General features: G+C 60.8%; 13 protein-coding genes. 5 read left to right on the plus strand and 8 right to left on the minus strand.

The window, feature by feature from the left end; all coding sequences use genetic code 11:
• Nucleotides 1–3: 3 nt before the first annotated feature.
• From ileS to ispH, 4 genes are all read left to right on the plus strand, one after another.
• Complete coding sequence (gene ileS / locus JQX08_RS20450; RefSeq protein WP_205350267.1) at nucleotides 4–2,835, plus strand: isoleucine--tRNA ligase; 2,832 nt, start codon at nucleotides 4–6, stop codon at nucleotides 2,833–2,835.
• Nucleotides 2,828–3,337 (plus strand): signal peptidase II, encoded by a 510-nt coding sequence (gene lspA, locus JQX08_RS20455; RefSeq protein WP_205350268.1) that lies wholly within the window; start codon nucleotides 2,828–2,830, stop codon nucleotides 3,335–3,337. The genes ileS and lspA overlap by 8 nt, the downstream gene beginning before the upstream one ends.
• Nucleotides 3,330–3,770: an FKBP-type peptidyl-prolyl cis-trans isomerase gene (locus JQX08_RS20460; RefSeq protein WP_205350269.1), complete on the plus strand. Its 441-nt coding sequence runs from the start codon at nucleotides 3,330–3,332 to the stop codon at nucleotides 3,768–3,770. Before lspA ends, JQX08_RS20460 begins: the two co-directional genes overlap by 8 nt.
• 137 nt (nucleotides 3,771–3,907) lie before the next feature.
• Nucleotides 3,908–4,852 (plus strand): 4-hydroxy-3-methylbut-2-enyl diphosphate reductase, encoded by a 945-nt coding sequence (gene ispH, locus JQX08_RS20465; RefSeq protein WP_205350270.1) that lies wholly within the window; start codon nucleotides 3,908–3,910, stop codon nucleotides 4,850–4,852.
• A gap of 60 nt (nucleotides 4,853–4,912) precedes the next feature.
• On the opposite strand, the gene JQX08_RS20470 is transcribed toward ispH, so the two are convergent.
• The 7 genes from JQX08_RS20470 to JQX08_RS20500 all read right to left on the minus strand — a co-directional run bounded on the left by JQX08_RS20470 (nucleotide 4,913) and on the right by JQX08_RS20500 (nucleotide 12,343).
• Nucleotides 4,913–5,341: a type IV pilin protein gene (locus JQX08_RS20470; RefSeq protein ID WP_205350271.1), complete on the minus strand. Its 429-nt coding sequence runs from the start codon at nucleotides 5,339–5,341 to the stop codon at nucleotides 4,913–4,915.
• Entirely contained in the window at nucleotides 5,341–9,303 is a 3,963-nt protein-coding gene (locus JQX08_RS20475) for a pilus assembly protein (RefSeq protein WP_239482269.1), read from the minus strand. Before JQX08_RS20475 ends, JQX08_RS20470 begins: the two co-directional genes overlap by 1 nt.
• A gap of 2 nt (nucleotides 9,304–9,305) precedes the next feature.
• Nucleotides 9,306–9,902 (minus strand): pilus assembly PilX family protein, encoded by a 597-nt coding sequence (locus tag JQX08_RS20480; protein WP_205350272.1) that lies wholly within the window; start codon nucleotides 9,900–9,902, stop codon nucleotides 9,306–9,308.
• Entirely contained in the window at nucleotides 9,899–10,690 is a 792-nt protein-coding gene (locus tag JQX08_RS20485) for a PilW family protein (RefSeq protein WP_205350273.1), read from the minus strand. The genes JQX08_RS20480 and JQX08_RS20485 overlap by 4 nt, the downstream gene beginning before the upstream one ends.
• A gap of 10 nt (nucleotides 10,691–10,700) precedes the next feature.
• Nucleotides 10,701–11,219 carry a type IV pilus modification protein PilV gene (gene pilV / locus JQX08_RS20490; protein ID WP_205350274.1) on the minus strand — a complete coding sequence of 173 codons (519 nt, stop codon included), beginning with the start codon at nucleotides 11,217–11,219 and terminating at the stop codon, nucleotides 10,701–10,703.
• Between the two features lie 8 nt (nucleotides 11,220–11,227).
• Complete coding sequence (locus tag JQX08_RS20495) at nucleotides 11,228–11,710, minus strand: GspH/FimT family pseudopilin (RefSeq protein ID WP_346727623.1); 483 nt, start codon at nucleotides 11,708–11,710, stop codon at nucleotides 11,228–11,230.
• 123 nt (nucleotides 11,711–11,833) lie between these two features.
• Entirely contained in the window at nucleotides 11,834–12,343 is a 510-nt protein-coding gene (locus tag JQX08_RS20500) for a GspH/FimT family pseudopilin (protein WP_205350275.1), read from the minus strand.
• 110 nt (nucleotides 12,344–12,453) lie between these two features.
• Here JQX08_RS20500 and thiO point away from each other — a divergent pair, with 110 nt between their 5' ends.
• On the plus strand, nucleotides 12,454–13,596 hold the full coding sequence (gene thiO / locus JQX08_RS20505) for a glycine oxidase ThiO (RefSeq protein ID WP_205350276.1): 1,143 nt from the start codon (nucleotides 12,454–12,456) through the stop codon (nucleotides 13,594–13,596).
• Between the two features lie 151 nt (nucleotides 13,597–13,747).
• On the opposite strand, the gene JQX08_RS20510 is transcribed toward thiO, so the two are convergent.
• Entirely contained in the window at nucleotides 13,748–15,088 is a 1,341-nt protein-coding gene (locus JQX08_RS20510) for a sigma-54-dependent transcriptional regulator (RefSeq protein ID WP_205350277.1), read from the minus strand.
• Nucleotides 15,089–15,092: the final 4 nt, after the last annotated feature.

A 15,092-nucleotide genomic window follows, 5' to 3' on the forward strand; every position in this document is an offset into this window, starting at 1 on the left:
GAGATGACCGACTACAAAGCCACGCTAAATCTTCCGGACACAGCTTTCCCCATGAAAGCTGGCCTGCCGCAGCGCGAACCGCAGACCCTGCAGCAGTGGGACAGCATTGGTCTGTACCAGAAGCTCCGCGAGATCGGCGCCGGCCGGCCGAAGTTCCTCCTGCACGATGGCCCGCCCTATGCCAACGGCAGCATTCACATCGGTCATGCGGTCAACAAGATTCTCAAGGACATCATCGTCCGCTCGAAAACCCTGTCCGGCTACGACGCCCCGTACGTGCCGGGTTGGGACTGTCACGGCCTGCCGATCGAGCACAAGGTCGAGGTCACCCATGGCAAGAACCTGCCGGCCGACAAGACCCGCGAGCTGTGCCGCGTGTACGCCGCCGAGCAGATCGAGGGGCAGAAGGCCGACTTCATTCGCCTCGGCGTGCTCGGTGACTGGGCCAATCCGTACAAGACCATGGATTTTGCCAACGAGGCCGGAGAAATCCGCGCGCTGGCCGAGATGGTCAAACAGGGCTTCGTATTCAAGGGCCTGAAGCCGGTCAACTGGTGCTTCGACTGTGGCTCGGCGCTAGCCGAGGCCGAGGTGGAGTACCAGGACAAAAAGTCCGACGCCATCGACGTCGCTTTCGTTGTTGAGGATCAGGACAAACTTGCCGCCGCCTTCGGCCTGAGCGCCCTGAGCAAGCCGGCGGCCATCGTCATCTGGACCACCACGCCGTGGACCATCCCGGCCAACCAGGCGCTGAACGTCCATCCGGAGTTCACCTACGCGCTGGTCGACACCGGCGAGCGCCTGCTGCTGCTGGCCGAAGAGCTGGTCGAGAGCTGCCTGCAACGCTATGGCCTGCAAGGGCAGGTAGTGGCTACCGCCAAGGGTGAGGCGCTGGAGCTGATCCGCTTCCAGCACCCGTTCTATGAGCGCTCCGCCCCGGTGTACCTGGCCGAGTACGTCGAGCTGGGTGCCGGTACCGGCATCGTGCACTCGGCGCCGGCCTACGGCGAAGACGACTTCCGCTCCTGCAAGCACTACGGCATGAGCAACGACGACATCCTCAGCCCAGTGCAGAGCAACGGCGTGTACGTCGAGTCGCTGCCGTACTTCGGCGGCCAGTTCATCTGGAAGGCCAATCCGCAGATCGTCGAGAAGCTCCGTGAAGTCGGCGCGCTGCTCAAGCATGAGGCGATCAGCCACAGCTACATGCACTGCTGGCGGCACAAGACGCCGCTGATCTACCGCGCCACCGCGCAGTGGTTCGTCGGCATGGACAAGCAACCGCTTGCCGGTGGCACCCTGCGCGAGCGCGCCCTGGCGGGCATCGAGCAGACCGCATTCGTTCCAGCCTGGGGCCAGGCGCGCCTGCACAGCATGATCGCCGGTCGTCCGGACTGGTGCATCTCGCGGCAGCGCAACTGGGGCGTGCCGATTCCGTTCTTCCTGCACAAGGCCACGGGTGAGCTGCACCCGCGCACCATCGAGCTGATGGAGGCGGTGGCCGAGCGCGTCGAGCAGCAGGGCATCGAGGCCTGGTTCAAGCTGGACGCCGCCGAGCTGCTCGGCGACGAGGCGGCGCAATACGACAAGATCAGCGACACCCTCGACGTCTGGTTCGATTCCGGCACCACTCACTGGCACGTACTGCGGGGCTCGCACAACCTCGGCCACGCCAGCGGCCCGCGCGCCGACCTCTACCTGGAAGGCTCCGACCAGCACCGCGGTTGGTTCCACTCCTCGCTGCTGACCGGTTGCGCGATCGACGACCATGCACCGTACCGCGAGCTGCTCACCCACGGTTTCACCGTCGACGAGAACGGCCGCAAGATGTCCAAGTCGCTGGGCAACGTCATCGCCCCGCAGCAGGTGACCGACAGCCTCGGCGCCGACATCCTGCGCCTGTGGGTGTCCGCCACCGACTATTCCGGCGAAATGGCGGTATCCCAGCAGATCCTCCAGCGCAGTGCCGACGCCTACCGGCGGATCCGCAACACCGCGCGCTTCCTGCTCGCCAACCTGAATGGTTTCGACCCGGCCAAGGACCTGTTGGCCGCCGAAGACATGCTGGCGCTGGACCGCTGGGCGGTTGACCGTACCTTGCTGCTGCAGCGTGAGGTCGAAGAAGCCTACGGTGAGTACCGCTTCTGGAACGTCTACTCCAAGGTGCACAACTTCTGCGTGCAGGAGCTGGGCGGCTTCTACCTCGACATCATCAAGGATCGTCAGTACACCACCGCCGCCGACAGCGTGGCGCGCCGCTCCTGCCAGAGCGCGCTGTTCCATATCGCCGAGGCGCTGGTGCGCTGGGTCGCGCCGATCCTCGCCTTCACCGCCGACGAGTTGTGGCAGTACCTGCCGGGCGCACGCAACGAGTCGGTGATGCTGAACACCTGGTATCAGGGCTTGAACGAGCTGCCGGACGGCTTCGACCTGGGCCGCGAGTTCTGGGAGCAGGTCATGGCGGTGAAGGCCGCCGTCAACAAGGAGCTGGAGAACCAGCGCGCCGCCAAGTTGATCGGCGGCAACCTGCAGGCCGAAGTGACGCTGTACGCCGAAGAGGCCTTGAGCGGCGAGCTGGCCAAGCTCGGTGATGAGCTGCGCTTCGTACTGATCACCTCGGCGGCCAGCCTGGCACCGCTGGCGGCAGCTCCGGCGGACGCGGTGGAAACCGAAGTGGCGGGGCTCAAGCTCAAGGTGGTCAAGTCCGGCCACGCCAAGTGCGGGCGCTGCTGGCACCACCGCGCGGATGTCGGGGTGAACCCGGCGCATCCGGAGATCTGTGGACGCTGCGTCGATAACATCGACGGTGCCGGCGAGGTGCGCCACTATGCCTGATGCGAGCCGTTTCGGCCGCTTGGCCTGGCTGTGGCTGAGTGCCCTGGTGTTCGTGCTCGACCAGGCCAGCAAGCTGTACTTCGAGGGTGTGCTGAGCCTGTACCAGCAGATCGTGGTGATTCCCGACTACTTCAGCTGGACCCTGGCCTATAACACCGGCGCGGCATTCAGCTTCCTCGCCGACAGTTCCGGCTGGCAACGCTGGCTGTTCGCCCTGATCGCCATCGTGGTCAGCGCCGTACTGGTGGTGTGGCTCAAGCGCCTCAAGCACGACGAGACCTGGCTGGCGATTGCCCTTGCCCTGGTACTCGGCGGCGCGCTCGGCAACCTGTTCGATCGCATCGCCTATGGCCATGTGATCGACTTCATCCTGGTGCACTGGCACAACCAGTATCGCTTCCCGGCCTTCAATCTGGCCGACAGCGCCATCACCGTCGGCGCCGTAATGCTGGCGCTGGATATGTTCCGAACCAAGAAATCCGGAGAACCCGTCCATGACTGAACTGCGTATCGGTCCGGACAAGGAAGTCACCCTGCATTTCGCCCTCAGCCTGGAGTCCGGCGAAGTGGTCGACAGCACCTTCGACAAGCAGCCGGCGACCTTCAAGGTCGGCGACGGCAACCTGCTGCCGGGCTTCGAGGCGGCTCTGTTTGGCCTCAAGGCGGGCGACAAGCGCACGTTGCGTGTCGACCCGGAAAATGGCTTCGGTCAGCCCAATCCGCAGAACGTCCAGGTGATGCCGCGTAGCCAGTTCCAGGATATGGAGCTGTCCACCGGATTGCTGGTGATCTTCAACGATGCGGCCAATACCGAGCTGCCCGGAGTGGTCAAAGCGTTCGACGATGCCCAGGTGACCATCGATTTCAATCACCCGCTGGCCGGCAAGACCCTGAGCTTTGACGTCGAGATCGTCGACGTTAAAGCGCTCCACTAAGCGTACCTACGCCCCTGACGTTGGCCGGGGGCGCATGTGGATTGCCCGTCTGAGAAGGCGTCGGCGACGACAGCGCGCACTGCCAGTCGCTCCCGCAGTACACTTTCATCAGTTTTCGCGCGCCGAGATCCGCCAGTATGCAAATCAAACTCGCCAATCCCCGTGGTTTCTGCGCCGGAGTCGATCGCGCCATCGAGATCGTCAACCGCGCTCTCGAGGTGTTCGGTCCGCCGATCTATGTGCGCCATGAAGTGGTGCACAACAAGTTCGTGGTCGAAGACCTGCGCGCGCGCGGCGCGGTGTTCGTTGAAGAACTCGATCAGGTGCCGGACAACGTCATCGTCATCTTCAGCGCCCACGGGGTATCCCAGACCGTGCGCCAGGAGGCCGACCGACGCGGCCTGAAGGTATTCGATGCGACCTGCCCGCTGGTGACCAAGGTGCACATGGAAGTCGCTCGTTACAGCCGCGACGGTCGCGAGTGCATCCTGATTGGCCACGAAGGGCACCCCGAAGTCGAGGGCACCATGGGCCAGTACGACACTCGTAATGGCGGAGCGATCTACCTGGTCGAGGACGAGGCGGACGTAGCCCAGTTGCAGGTGCGCAATGCCGATGCGCTGGCGTTCGTCACTCAGACCACCTTGTCCATGGATGACACCAGTCGGGTGATCGACGCCCTGCGCGCCAAGTTCCCCAACATCGGCGGCCCGCGCAAGGACGACATCTGCTATGCCACGCAGAATCGTCAGGACGCGGTGAAACAGTTGGCCAGCGAGTGCGACCTGGTGCTGGTGGTCGGCAGTCCGAATAGCTCCAACTCCAACCGCCTACGCGAGCTGGCCGAGCGCATTGGCACACCGGCCTACCTGATCGATGGCGCCGAAGACCTGCAGCGCGACTGGTTCGCCGCCGCCACACGCGTTGGTATCACCGCGGGCGCTTCGGCGCCGGAGGTACTGGTGCGCGGCGTGGTCGAGCAGCTGCGGGAGTGGGGCGCCGTTGGCGCGGAGGAGCTGGATGGTCGGCCGGAGAATGTGACCTTCTCGATGCCGAAAGAGCTGCGGGTAAAGGCGATTTAGCTCACGGCGCCACGCTACAAGCAAAAAGGCCCGAATACTCGGGCCTTTTTGTTTTCTCGGTTATCTCCAGCATGCCTCGACGGTTTTACCGCTACCCGTTCTACCTTTCACTCCTTGCGCAGTGAGGGTGAGATTTCCGCAGGCGGTGTCGTTGAATTTCTGGGTAGCTGTCAACGTGTAGCCGCCATTGCCACCTGCTACACCCAGTGTGTACTTACCAGTATCAGAGGTCACAGTAGTGCCAACGGTGTTGCGCATATTCAAGTTGGCGATGTTGGCTTGGGCAGTGACGTATGCGTTGTTCTGAGCAAAGAACCGTTCTTGCCGGGCTGCTGCATCGTTAAGAAGAGCCTGTCCTTCTGCGCGGTTGCTGCGCTGGATGTATTCCATGTAATTGGGGTAAGCAATGGCGGCGAGGATGCCGACGATCGCCACAACAATCATCATTTCGATGAGGGTGAAGCCTCGAGCTTCAAACGGTGTTCGCATTATTGAGCATCCTTCGGAATAACACGCCAGCTCTGCCGGCCGCTGGAAGTCGGCCCGGCGTTGTACATCATCCCGCCGCCAAGGCCCGGCGCGGTGAAGATTTCTCCGTTGTTGGTAGTGAAGCCTCCGGAGCCTGGCTTCTTGTAGCTGGATACTACCGTGTCGATATTGTTACGGCGGACGGAGTCACCACTGTCGATGGTTCTGCTGTTGTCGAGGTCGAACACGTTGAAGTTGGTGCGACCACCAGTGAAGGGGTCAATACCATACAGCCAAGAGTCAACTCCGCCAGCGCAGGGGTCTGCGTTAGGTGTCAGGGTATTAAGAAGCAGGACTTGGCCGCGGCTAGACATCGGGCTAATCATCATCTCCCCGGAGCGAGTCGTTCCAACCTTGAAGTCGAGCAACCAGCCCCATTTGTTCACGTTGCTATCGTTGCTGGGGTCCGTAGTACCTGTCTTGTACCACTGGATGGAGTTCTGGCTGAGCAGGCGAATCCCTTGGACATTGGAGTTGGCCGCGAAAGGATTGGTGGTCGGTTGTTCGTCGATCGTTTGGGTAACTAGGTCGCTACGTGTGCGGGTCGGATTTGGGGCGATGGTCGTCTGGGCTTTCGTTTTTCGGTCCCAGATGCCATACAGGCTCATGGCGCGAGTGGTATTGACGTTTCCGTCGCTCGTCTCGAAATACTTGCCGGTACCAAAAATTACGAGATAGCCCTGAGTCGTAGGGTGTCGTACCAGTGAGGGAGGGGCCATGATCGCCTGAGCCTCCGCTCCGGTGGTCCGATCATCCAGAGCAGTGAATAGCGGTTTGCCGCCATAGGCTACTGCGAAGGTGTCGGCGTTGGTCGCTGAGTCCTGGATGCCGGTTGGGTTGGCGACTGCGTTGTAGCGTTTGAACGGATCGACAGCAGTGCTGTCACGAACACTCGATGGAACTAGGTCAAATCGCCACATGTTGCCTTGCAGGTCGCCAGCGTAGGCATAGTCAGCAACACCGTCGCTGTTGTTGTCGGCCAGTTTGACGGTGGATAGGCCGTTTGCCTTGCTGGTGTCGCCAGTCACTGTCAGCTTCTTGACCAAGGTGCCGGTTTTGACGTCGAGAATGAGCAATGCGGCTTTATCGGCAGTGACATCGGACTGATTGCCATAACCGTTGCCGGTAACGACTGCCCATTTTCCGGTATGCAGGCGAGCAATGGTGGGTTGAGGGAAGGTGTAGCCGAGTTCGTTCAGGTTATCGCTGTTTCCCGCTGCGCGGTCGTCAAAAGTGCGTTCCCAGAGCAGCTTGATATCGTCGGGGTTGGTGATGTCCAGAGCGAACATGGAGCGCCCACCGGAACGCAGGGTCCCAATCAGCACCGTATGCCAGTTATCGTCGTAGTAGACATCGGCCACGATCGGGCTGCCGTCGACATAGAACTGGTGTTGTGCACCGGTGCCTCCCTTGTATTTTTGCGCACTCAGCTTGTAAAGGTTCGGGATTACTGCACTGGGAATGAACGCGAATACTTCATCGCCAGTATTGGCATCGAATCCATGAAGCATGCCGTCGTTTGCGCCGACATACACAACAGGCCGGCGCGGAGCTTGCGTTTCGCTACCTTGCAGTTCTGTCCGATTGGCCGCGCGAAATGCCGTGTACTTGCTCGTACCTTCAATGGCATCCGCCAGGTAGGCGAGATACTTGGGTGTGCCAACTACTACGGGGGCTGAGTTGATGATGTCGCCAAGAACAGTGCTGCGCTCCCGGAAAGTGCCGGTGATACCGCCTTCGTTTGTTTGATCGCCACGAAGATAGCTGACTCGACTTTGCCCTTTGCTATCTGTCGCAATGCCAGACGTGCTGTCGAAGTCCTGATTCAGCAGCGCTTGCTGCGTGCTGCTGAGGTTGGTCCAGCTGAAGTCCTGCAATTTGTTGGAGTTTGTGCTGCTGAACATCTTGATGTTGCGGCTGCTTGCGCTCTGGCGAGCAATGCGCGTGGTGACATCCCAAGCTTGAGTGCGGGCGCTTTGTGCATCAACTCTGTACTTGATGAGATTGCCGCTCCAGTTGGCGCTGTTGAACTGCGTCTCGTAGACCTCTCGGGTGATTTGGTCTTCGATGATTGATGCAGTTACCCCAGGCGCACTGGCTGAGGTGGTGCGGTTGGTAATGCGGTTGATGATGTTGCGAAATGCATCGACGACCTTGTCCGGGCTGTCGGCGCTGAAGAACTCACCACGGGAATTGAGTGCTGCATGCCAGAGGTCGTATACGTTGTTGACGCTGTTGTCAGCTGGAACCGGCCAGGCAACCGGGTTGGTGGCGCGCGTTAGCGCGGTATAGCCGGCACCGCCAAAAGTATCTCCGGTCCACGGAATGTCCGGGTTGGTCAGCATGCTGTTCAGCCCCAGGCCAATGGTGTAGTTGACCAGGTGCTGCCAGGTTGCAGGATCGTTTCGCGGGTCCCAGTACTCTGCATCAGGGTTAGCGCTGTTGGGGGCGAGAATCAGGGGCTTGAGGTTGTTCGCTATTCCGCTGGTACCGCTGGATGCGTCGGTTGCCCAATACTTGAACGCCAAATCGGCAAGCGTGTCCTGCGTGGCGCCCAAGTAAGGTGTGCGTGGTGAGTAGCTCTTCCCGTCGGGCAGGCTGGTAATCGCAGTGTTGTCTGCGTTGGTGCTAGTAAAGGAATCGCCGTCTCTCCACAGCCCGTCGGTCATCATGATGTGGTAGCTGGGTCGGCAAGCGTATACCGGTGTTGTTATCGTGGTTCCTAGCGAGCCGTCGGCATTGAAGGGGTTCGGAGTTTTGGCCCAAGCGATGCTGCTTTGGTTGTTTTGGTTCTGCAGGAATTTGCCCGCGCGGTCCATGGCGGCACGTAGTGGCGTGCTATCTCCAAAACCGATGCCAGTGAGCCAGTTGAAGAAGTTGCCACGATGCTTGCCCGAAAACTCGCGCAAGTAGTTGGTGCCGCAGCCGCTGGTATTCAGGGTCTTACAGCCGTCCCTATTCAACAGCTGCCACGTCAGGCGAACTTGCTCTGGCAGTCCGTTGAATGACAGGTTGGCAGCGGTCAGGGTGGCTAGTGCACGGTTGCGATAGAACGAATACCAGATGGCGAAGTTCTGGCGTTCGTCTCTGCCTGAGGCGGTGTCGTCAGCACGGATCACGCCTGAAGTGCTACTTACGTTAACTAGCCGATAACAGTTGTCATCGGAGTCTCTATTAGCTACGACGGTTGTGCAGTTCGTCAGGCTTGTGTCGAACGCATAGTAGTAAGCTGGAACACCTCGTTGTGTCCTGTCGTTGGCTATGACTGTATAGGTCGAGCTATTCCTACTGCAAGTAACGTTCTGCAGGCCGACGGGGTTTGAAATGGTGGCTTGGCATTCACTGTTGCTGACTCGTGTAACTTTGTAGGTGACCCCATTAGTGGTTTGGTTTGCCGACGTGCTGCCATTGGTCAGGCTTAAGACCACTCCGCCATTATTAAATTGGACGAAGTCTGCTGCCGGGTTATTGGCGTACGTCGGCGTGCTTGAAGTCGGGTCATAGGTCCAAGTTGGTCTGTAGGCGGTACTTAGGTCAAGTGAGCCGTTAGCTGTGGTGGTCCCGTTGTGGTAAGCAACGGTAAAGCTGGTGCTGTATTGAGTGGTCGCTTTGCTGCCGTTGCTGTCGATCTTGAGCGGCACCTGATAAGTGGCCGTCGGGTCGTAATAGAGCGGGTTGAAATGCGCCGACTTGGCACGACGGGTCGCACTCTGGCCGTTGATCGAGTCGGGCGCGTAGGCGTTCTCCATGCTTCCGGAGTCGTCCAGGGTCAAGATCAGGTTCGGAGCAACACTTTCAGAAAGAATCAACGGGGACTGACTAATGTTCAGAAGCGTGGCTTGAGCTTGTTGCACGCCGCTCAGCAGGAAGCTGAAGGTCAGCAGGCTGAGGGCGGATTTCGGGTAAAAGCCGCGGGTCTTCATAGTCAGTTCCCGTTATCGAATAGTTTTGCGGTGGTCGAGCGGATAGCGTCGGCATTGCCTGTGACGTTGTTGGCTGCCTGGCTGTTGATCTCGTAACGGAATATCCCTGTTTGGTTCAGCATGTTGCCGTACTCCGGGTTCTCCGCTTCTCCGGACTCTCCGCCGCTGGGTGCGGGCAAGCCGTACCAGGCAATGGCAAAGTTGGTTTCAGGCGTTGTGGCATCTTTGGGGTAGTACGGGCGGCTCTTGCCGGCGGTAGAGAACAGCATCGCGTAGCTGTAGCCGGTACTCGCTAACTTGAGGAGGCAGGGGGCCGGTACTGTGCCTGCGCTGGCGGTTGCGCAGTCATCGGTTGGCTCAAGAGGGCGTATGCGGGCGGTCATGCCTAGTTCGCCATCGCGCAGCCCGGATTCGGCGGCATTGATCAGCTTCTGTTGTTCTACCAAGTTGCCGGTAATACGTGACTCCAAGGTGGTTTCACGGGCGCTGGACAACGCGAGCACCGTTACCACAAGCAAGATGACCAGGGCGATGAGCAAGGAAGCGCCCCTCTGTGTTTGGGGCGACGAGCCTGCCGACTTGACTAAGTTCTTGTTCATGGCATGCGATTCCTAAGCATTACGGTTCCCTGCGAAACCTGATACAGCTGGCCGCTATCTGCTGCCTTCAACGCTGCGACTTCTGCAGTGGTGGCCCCGGTCAGATTCGTCCAGTTCTGCAGCGCGGTATCGACCGTCACCGCATCGCGCTGGCTCTTGCCGCTAGCGCGCATCAGGACGGTGTAACGCACTGTCAGGATCGGTTCGGTACTCGCAGGGGCCACTTTTATGTACTTGGCAATAGTTTGTGGCGCGACAGCACTGCCGACCCCAAATTCGAAGCGCAAGTCAGCGGCACCGCTAACCAGCGAGCTGCCATTGCAGGTGATTTCGCCCTTGGTAGTGTCGAGTTCGATTTTCTCGACAATGTTGGCTGAAGGCTTGGTGTATGGGTTCTGAACGCTCGCCGCGCTGCCGACTGTATTGCCTTCGCAATTGCGATCGGTGCCATCACGCGGCTGGTAGCGAAGGCAAATAGAGCTGCCGCTCAGTCGCTTGATCGTTTCCCCGGCGTTGAAGCCGCATCCCTGCGTGGTGTCTGCCGGAAATGCGCTTTCGAATGGCTCATCGGGGCGTCGCCGATACCCGGCCTTGGTCAACTCGTCCTGCAGGAAAAGCTGAACGAAGCGGCTTCCTTCCTGGTTTTCGGCCTGGCTCTGTTGGAAGGCATAGCTTCGCTTGTTGTCGATGTAGATCTGGGTCACTCCAATGATCAGAAAGCTGCTGATTACCAGCGCAATCATCATCTCAATGAGTGAAAGGCCACTCTGATATTTGGGGGTGAGCATAGGGGGCGTCCTAGATTTCCGTGCGCAGCCGATAGCGGCAGGTCGTACTCGTACTGTTGTTTGCGTTAGTGCTGTCCATGCATTCCCCTGCCTTAACCGTCCAAGCAATCTGGATTTCCACTGCAGAGCCTGTGGTGGCACAAACACCGGCATTTTGTGAGCGGCAAACATAGAAATCGCTGGTGAGCAGCGAGCTTGCGCCGGGGAGGAGCCGGCCGGCCTTTTGCGCCCAGCAGGCCAGCTGTTCAGAGGCGACTTTAGTGGTGTCGGCACAACCCGCCGCCGGTAGGGCGGGGAACGCACTCCCTGCAGCTTTGTAGAAACCTGAGTTGACAGGCAGGCCGGCCGGATTGGCGCGCATCAGCTCGACCAGATCATTGGCGATTGCGGCCGCTGTATTCCTCTGTACCGAGTCCTGGGTGTACTGGATTGTGCGGCTTTGCAGGGCAACCATTCCCAGGACGCCAATGCAGACCAGCAGAAGCGTGATGAGAACTTCGATTAGGCTGAAGCCATGGTTGTTTTTCATTCCGGTCCTCATGGGGTGCATGAACTCAGAGCAGCACTGAGTTCGGTCTTACCCCGCGGCCAGACGCGGACGAACCCACTGGGTTGTACCGTCAACTTGTAGCCCATTGCCGGTTTGGCATCGTGGCAAGCAATGATGCTGACGGCCGTCGAAGCAGTGCCGTTGGGGCGGAAGCTGAACGAAGCTTGGGTTGAGGCGATGTCGACGCTGGTTGGCTTATCGAATTGACGGGCCGAGTCTGTTGCGGTGCAGGCGGTCTTGACGGTCCAAGTGCCATTGCTGAGGCAGACTGTCATGGTGGTGCGGTTCTGCACGGCCAGGGTGCGTGCAGACTGGATGAGGTTGTACAGCTCGTTGCTCGCCGCTTCCAGCCGATTAGTACTAATCATCCCGGCGAGGTTGGGAACGGCAATAGCTGCAAAGATTCCCAGCAACGCAACGACGAGCATTAGCTCTATCAAAGTGAACCCGGTTTGTCCCTGTTTACACACCGTCTGTAACTCCTCAAATTTGGCAAGCGTGATAATGGGCAGGAGCCGGCGGTTTGTCCCTTATGTCGGGATGATCGGAGTTGAACACGCGATGGCTGGCATTTCTGTTAATTCAGGAGCACTTCAGGAGCATCGCATCTGCGGATCCTGCGTGGACTCCAGGCCACTCACCCGACGCATGCGGCCTTGCCTGTTGAGCACAATCTGCAGGACGACCTTTGCTTTTCGGTCGCACAGATAGAATCGGCCATTGCCCAGCGGGGCTGTTCCGTTTTGTCGAAAACGGATGCGGGCTGTTGCTCCAGACCAGTTCAGATGGTCGGTGGGGGCTAGGCGGTGTTGGGTTATCGGCTCGCCGCTGTCGTGGTCGCGTACTAGCCAGCCGGACTCCCAGTGGTCGTCACAGACCAGACCATCGCGGGAGCCACAAACCTCAATATCACGGTTGTGCAGAATGCTACTGGCGCGAGCTTGGTACAGCTGGCGGTACAGCAAGCTGTACAGGCTCTGGATTCGATTGGCTTCGATCAACTGACCGAACGCTGGCAATGCCATGAATGCGAACAGGGATAGCAACGCCAGGGTGTAAAGTAGCTCGATAAGGCTAAATGCCTTCGGACGATTGAGGGGCATGGTCTAAGCATCCTTTGCTTACGTGGGCCATCTTGGCCGCGCCTCTGTTTACGTGCTGCGGTTTGCCTGTCAAACCACCCTGTCGTGTATGGGGTTCGCTTATGTGACCGATGTATCTATTGGAGGGGAGAGTGGTTTCTCTGGCTAGTGATGATGAGCAGATCGATTTCCTGGTCGTTGGTGGTGGTGCGGTCGGTCTGCTGAGCGCGTTCTTGCTGGCGAAGGAGGGGCTGCGAATCGCTTTGGTGGAGCGTCAAGGGACTGGCGAGGAAGCCTCGTGGGCCGGCGGCGGGATCGTTTCGCCGCTTTATCCGTGGCGCTACAGCTCGGCGGTGACGGCGTTGGCGCATTGGTCGCAGGATTTCTATCCGCTGTTGGCGGAGCAGTTGCTGGCCGAGACCGGCGTTGATCCCGAGGTGCATGTCACCGGTTTGTATTGGCTGGATCTCGACGACGAGGCTGAGGCGCTGGCCTGGGCGTGGCGTGAAGGGCGGCCATTGCGCGCGGTGGGGATCGACGAGGTGCATGGCGCCGTGCCGGGATTGGGCGCTGGCTTCTCGCGGGCCATTTACATGGCTGGGGTGGCGAATGTGCGCAATCCGCGACTGACCCGTGCGCTGCGCGAGGCGCTATTGCGCATGCCCAATGTGACCTTGCGCGAGCATTGCCCGGTGCAGGGCTTCGTGCAGGAAGCCGGGCGGGTCGTCGGCGTGCGCACGGCGGATGAGGAACTGCGCGCCGAGCGCGTGGTGGTTGCGGCGGGGGCGTGGAGCGGCGAGCTGCTGGCCGGGCTCGGTATCGAGTTGCCTGTCGAGCCGGTAAAGGGACAGATGATTCTCTACAAATGCGCCGAGGATTTTCTGCCCAGCATGGTGCTGGCCAAGGGGCGTTATGCGATCCCGCGCAAGGATGGCCACATTCTGGTCGGCAGTACCCTGGAGCACGCCGGCTTCGACAAGAGGCCAACCGAGTCCGCATTGGACAGCCTCAAGGCCTCTGCCGTGGAGTTATTGCCGGCGCTGGCCGACGCCGAGGTGGTGAAGCATTGGGCTGGGCTGCGCCCGGGCTCGCCAGAAGGTATTCCGTATATTGGCGAGGTGCCGGCGCATCCGGGGCTGTGGCTGAACTGCGGACACTATCGCAACGGTCTGGTGCTGGCGCCGGCGTCCTGCCGCTTGCTGGCGGACTTGATGCTGGGGCGCGAGCCGATTATCGATCCGTCGCCGTATGCGCCGGCGGGACGCTTGGGCTAGGTAGGGGCGTGAGAGCTGGGTCCCCGCCTGCGCGGGGACGACGGCACCATGTATGCGTAGGCGCGACAACAGTCGTGCAATAGCGATTCGAGTGCGGCATCGGCAGGAACCGCGCGCAGGCTAGCCTGAGGCTGCAGCGCGATCTGCACGCTCAATCGATACCCAGTTTCTTCAGCCGATAGCGCATCGAGCGGAACGTCAGGCCCAGGCGCTGCGCCGCGGCGGTGCGGTTCCAGCGGGTTTCCTCGAGTGCCTGCATGATCAGCTTGCGTTCGAGTTCTTCCAAGTAGTCCTCGAGGTTGTCGATCTGCGCCAGGCTGGCTTCGCCGGCCTCGGTGGCGCAGCCGCTGTCCGCCAGACGCAGGTCGTGGGCCTCGATGCGGTCGTCTTCGCACAGCGTGTAGGCGCGTTCGAGCATGTTCTCCAGCTCGCGCACGTTGCCGGGGAAGCGGTAGTTCTTCAGCTTTTCCAGGGCGTCCGCGGCCAGCTTGGCGGCGGGCAGGCCACTGCCCTCGGCGAGGCGCTTGAGCACCACTTCGGCCAGGGTCGGGATGTCTTCGCGGCGTTCGCGCAGCGGCGGCACGCGCAACTCGATGACGTTGAGGCGGTAGTAGAGGTCCTGGCGGAAGCGCCCGGCGGCGACTTCGGCGGCGAGGTCCTTGTGGGTGGCGCACAGCACGCGCACATCGACCACCTGCTCCTGCTGGCCGCCAACGGTGCGGATGGCCTTCTCCTGGATCGCCCGCAGCAGCTTGACTTGCATCGCCAGCGGCAGGTCGGCGACCTCGTCGAGGAACAACGTGCCGCCATTGGCCGCCTGGAACAGGCCCTGCTTGTCTTCGATGGCGCCGGTGAAGCTGCCTTTCTTGTGGCCGAAGAATTCGCTTTCCATCAGCTCGGAGGGAATCGCCCCGCAGTTGACCGGCACGAATGGCTGTTCGTTGCGCGGCCCCTGTTCGTGGATCAGCCGCGCCACCAGTTCCTTGCCGCTGCCCGACTCGCCGCTGATGTACACCGGCGCCTGGCTGCGCGCCAACTTGTGAATCTGCTTGCGCAGCTCGCGCATCGGTGGCGAGTCGCCGAGCAGGCGGCTGTCGACCGGCAGCGTGGCGTCGTCCGGAGCGCGCAGGCGCAGCGCGGTGGCGACCAGCTCGCGCAGCCGGCCGAGGTCGACCGGCTTGGTCAGGAAGTCGAACGCTCCGGCCTTGAGCGCGTTGATCGCGGTGTCCAGGCTGCCGTAGGCGGTGATCATCGCCACCGGCACCTGCGGGTGGCGCTGGCTGATGTGCTGGACCAACTCGAGGCCGGTGCCGTCGGGCAGGCGCATGTCGGTCAGGCAAAGGTCGAACGGTTCGCGCGCCAGCCACTCGCGGGCTTCCTTGACGTTGCGTGCGCTGCGCGTGTCCAGCTTCATGCGGCCGAGGGTGATTTCCAGCAGTTCGCGGATGTCGGGTTCGTCGTCGACGATCAGGGCGCGTTGTCGATTGGCCATGGGC

The sequence above is a fragment of the Zestomonas insulae genome (assembly GCF_016901015.1).
Lineage (GTDB): Bacteria > Pseudomonadota > Gammaproteobacteria > Pseudomonadales > Pseudomonadaceae > Aquipseudomonas > Aquipseudomonas insulae.

Coding starts and splice junctions, on each gene's coding strand:
- pilV (WP_205350274.1), bottom strand. CDS start 11,219: ATGAAAAACAACCATGGCTTCAGCCTAATCGAAGTTCTCATCACGCTT.
- JQX08_RS20510 (WP_205350277.1), bottom strand. CDS start 15,088: ATGGCCAATCGACAACGCGCCCTGATCGTCGACGACGAACCCGACATC.
- ispH (WP_205350270.1), top strand. CDS start 3,908: ATGCAAATCAAACTCGCCAATCCCCGTGGTTTCTGCGCCGGAGTCGAT.
- JQX08_RS20460 (WP_205350269.1), top strand. CDS start 3,330: ATGACTGAACTGCGTATCGGTCCGGACAAGGAAGTCACCCTGCATTTC.
- ileS (WP_205350267.1), top strand. CDS start 4: ATGACCGACTACAAAGCCACGCTAAATCTTCCGGACACAGCTTTCCCC.
- JQX08_RS20470 (WP_205350271.1), bottom strand. CDS start 5,341: ATGCGAACACCGTTTGAAGCTCGAGGCTTCACCCTCATCGAAATGATG.
- JQX08_RS20500 (WP_205350275.1), bottom strand. CDS start 12,343: ATGCCCCTCAATCGTCCGAAGGCATTTAGCCTTATCGAGCTACTTTAC.
- JQX08_RS20485 (WP_205350273.1), bottom strand. CDS start 10,690: ATGCTCACCCCCAAATATCAGAGTGGCCTTTCACTCATTGAGATGATG.
- thiO (WP_205350276.1), top strand. CDS start 12,454: ATGTATCTATTGGAGGGGAGAGTGGTTTCTCTGGCTAGTGATGATGAG.
- JQX08_RS20475 (WP_239482269.1), bottom strand. CDS start 9,303: ATGAAGACCCGCGGCTTTTACCCGAAATCCGCCCTCAGCCTGCTGACC.
- JQX08_RS20480 (WP_205350272.1), bottom strand. CDS start 9,902: ATGAACAAGAACTTAGTCAAGTCGGCAGGCTCGTCGCCCCAAACACAG.
- lspA (WP_205350268.1), top strand. CDS start 2,828: ATGCCTGATGCGAGCCGTTTCGGCCGCTTGGCCTGGCTGTGGCTGAGT.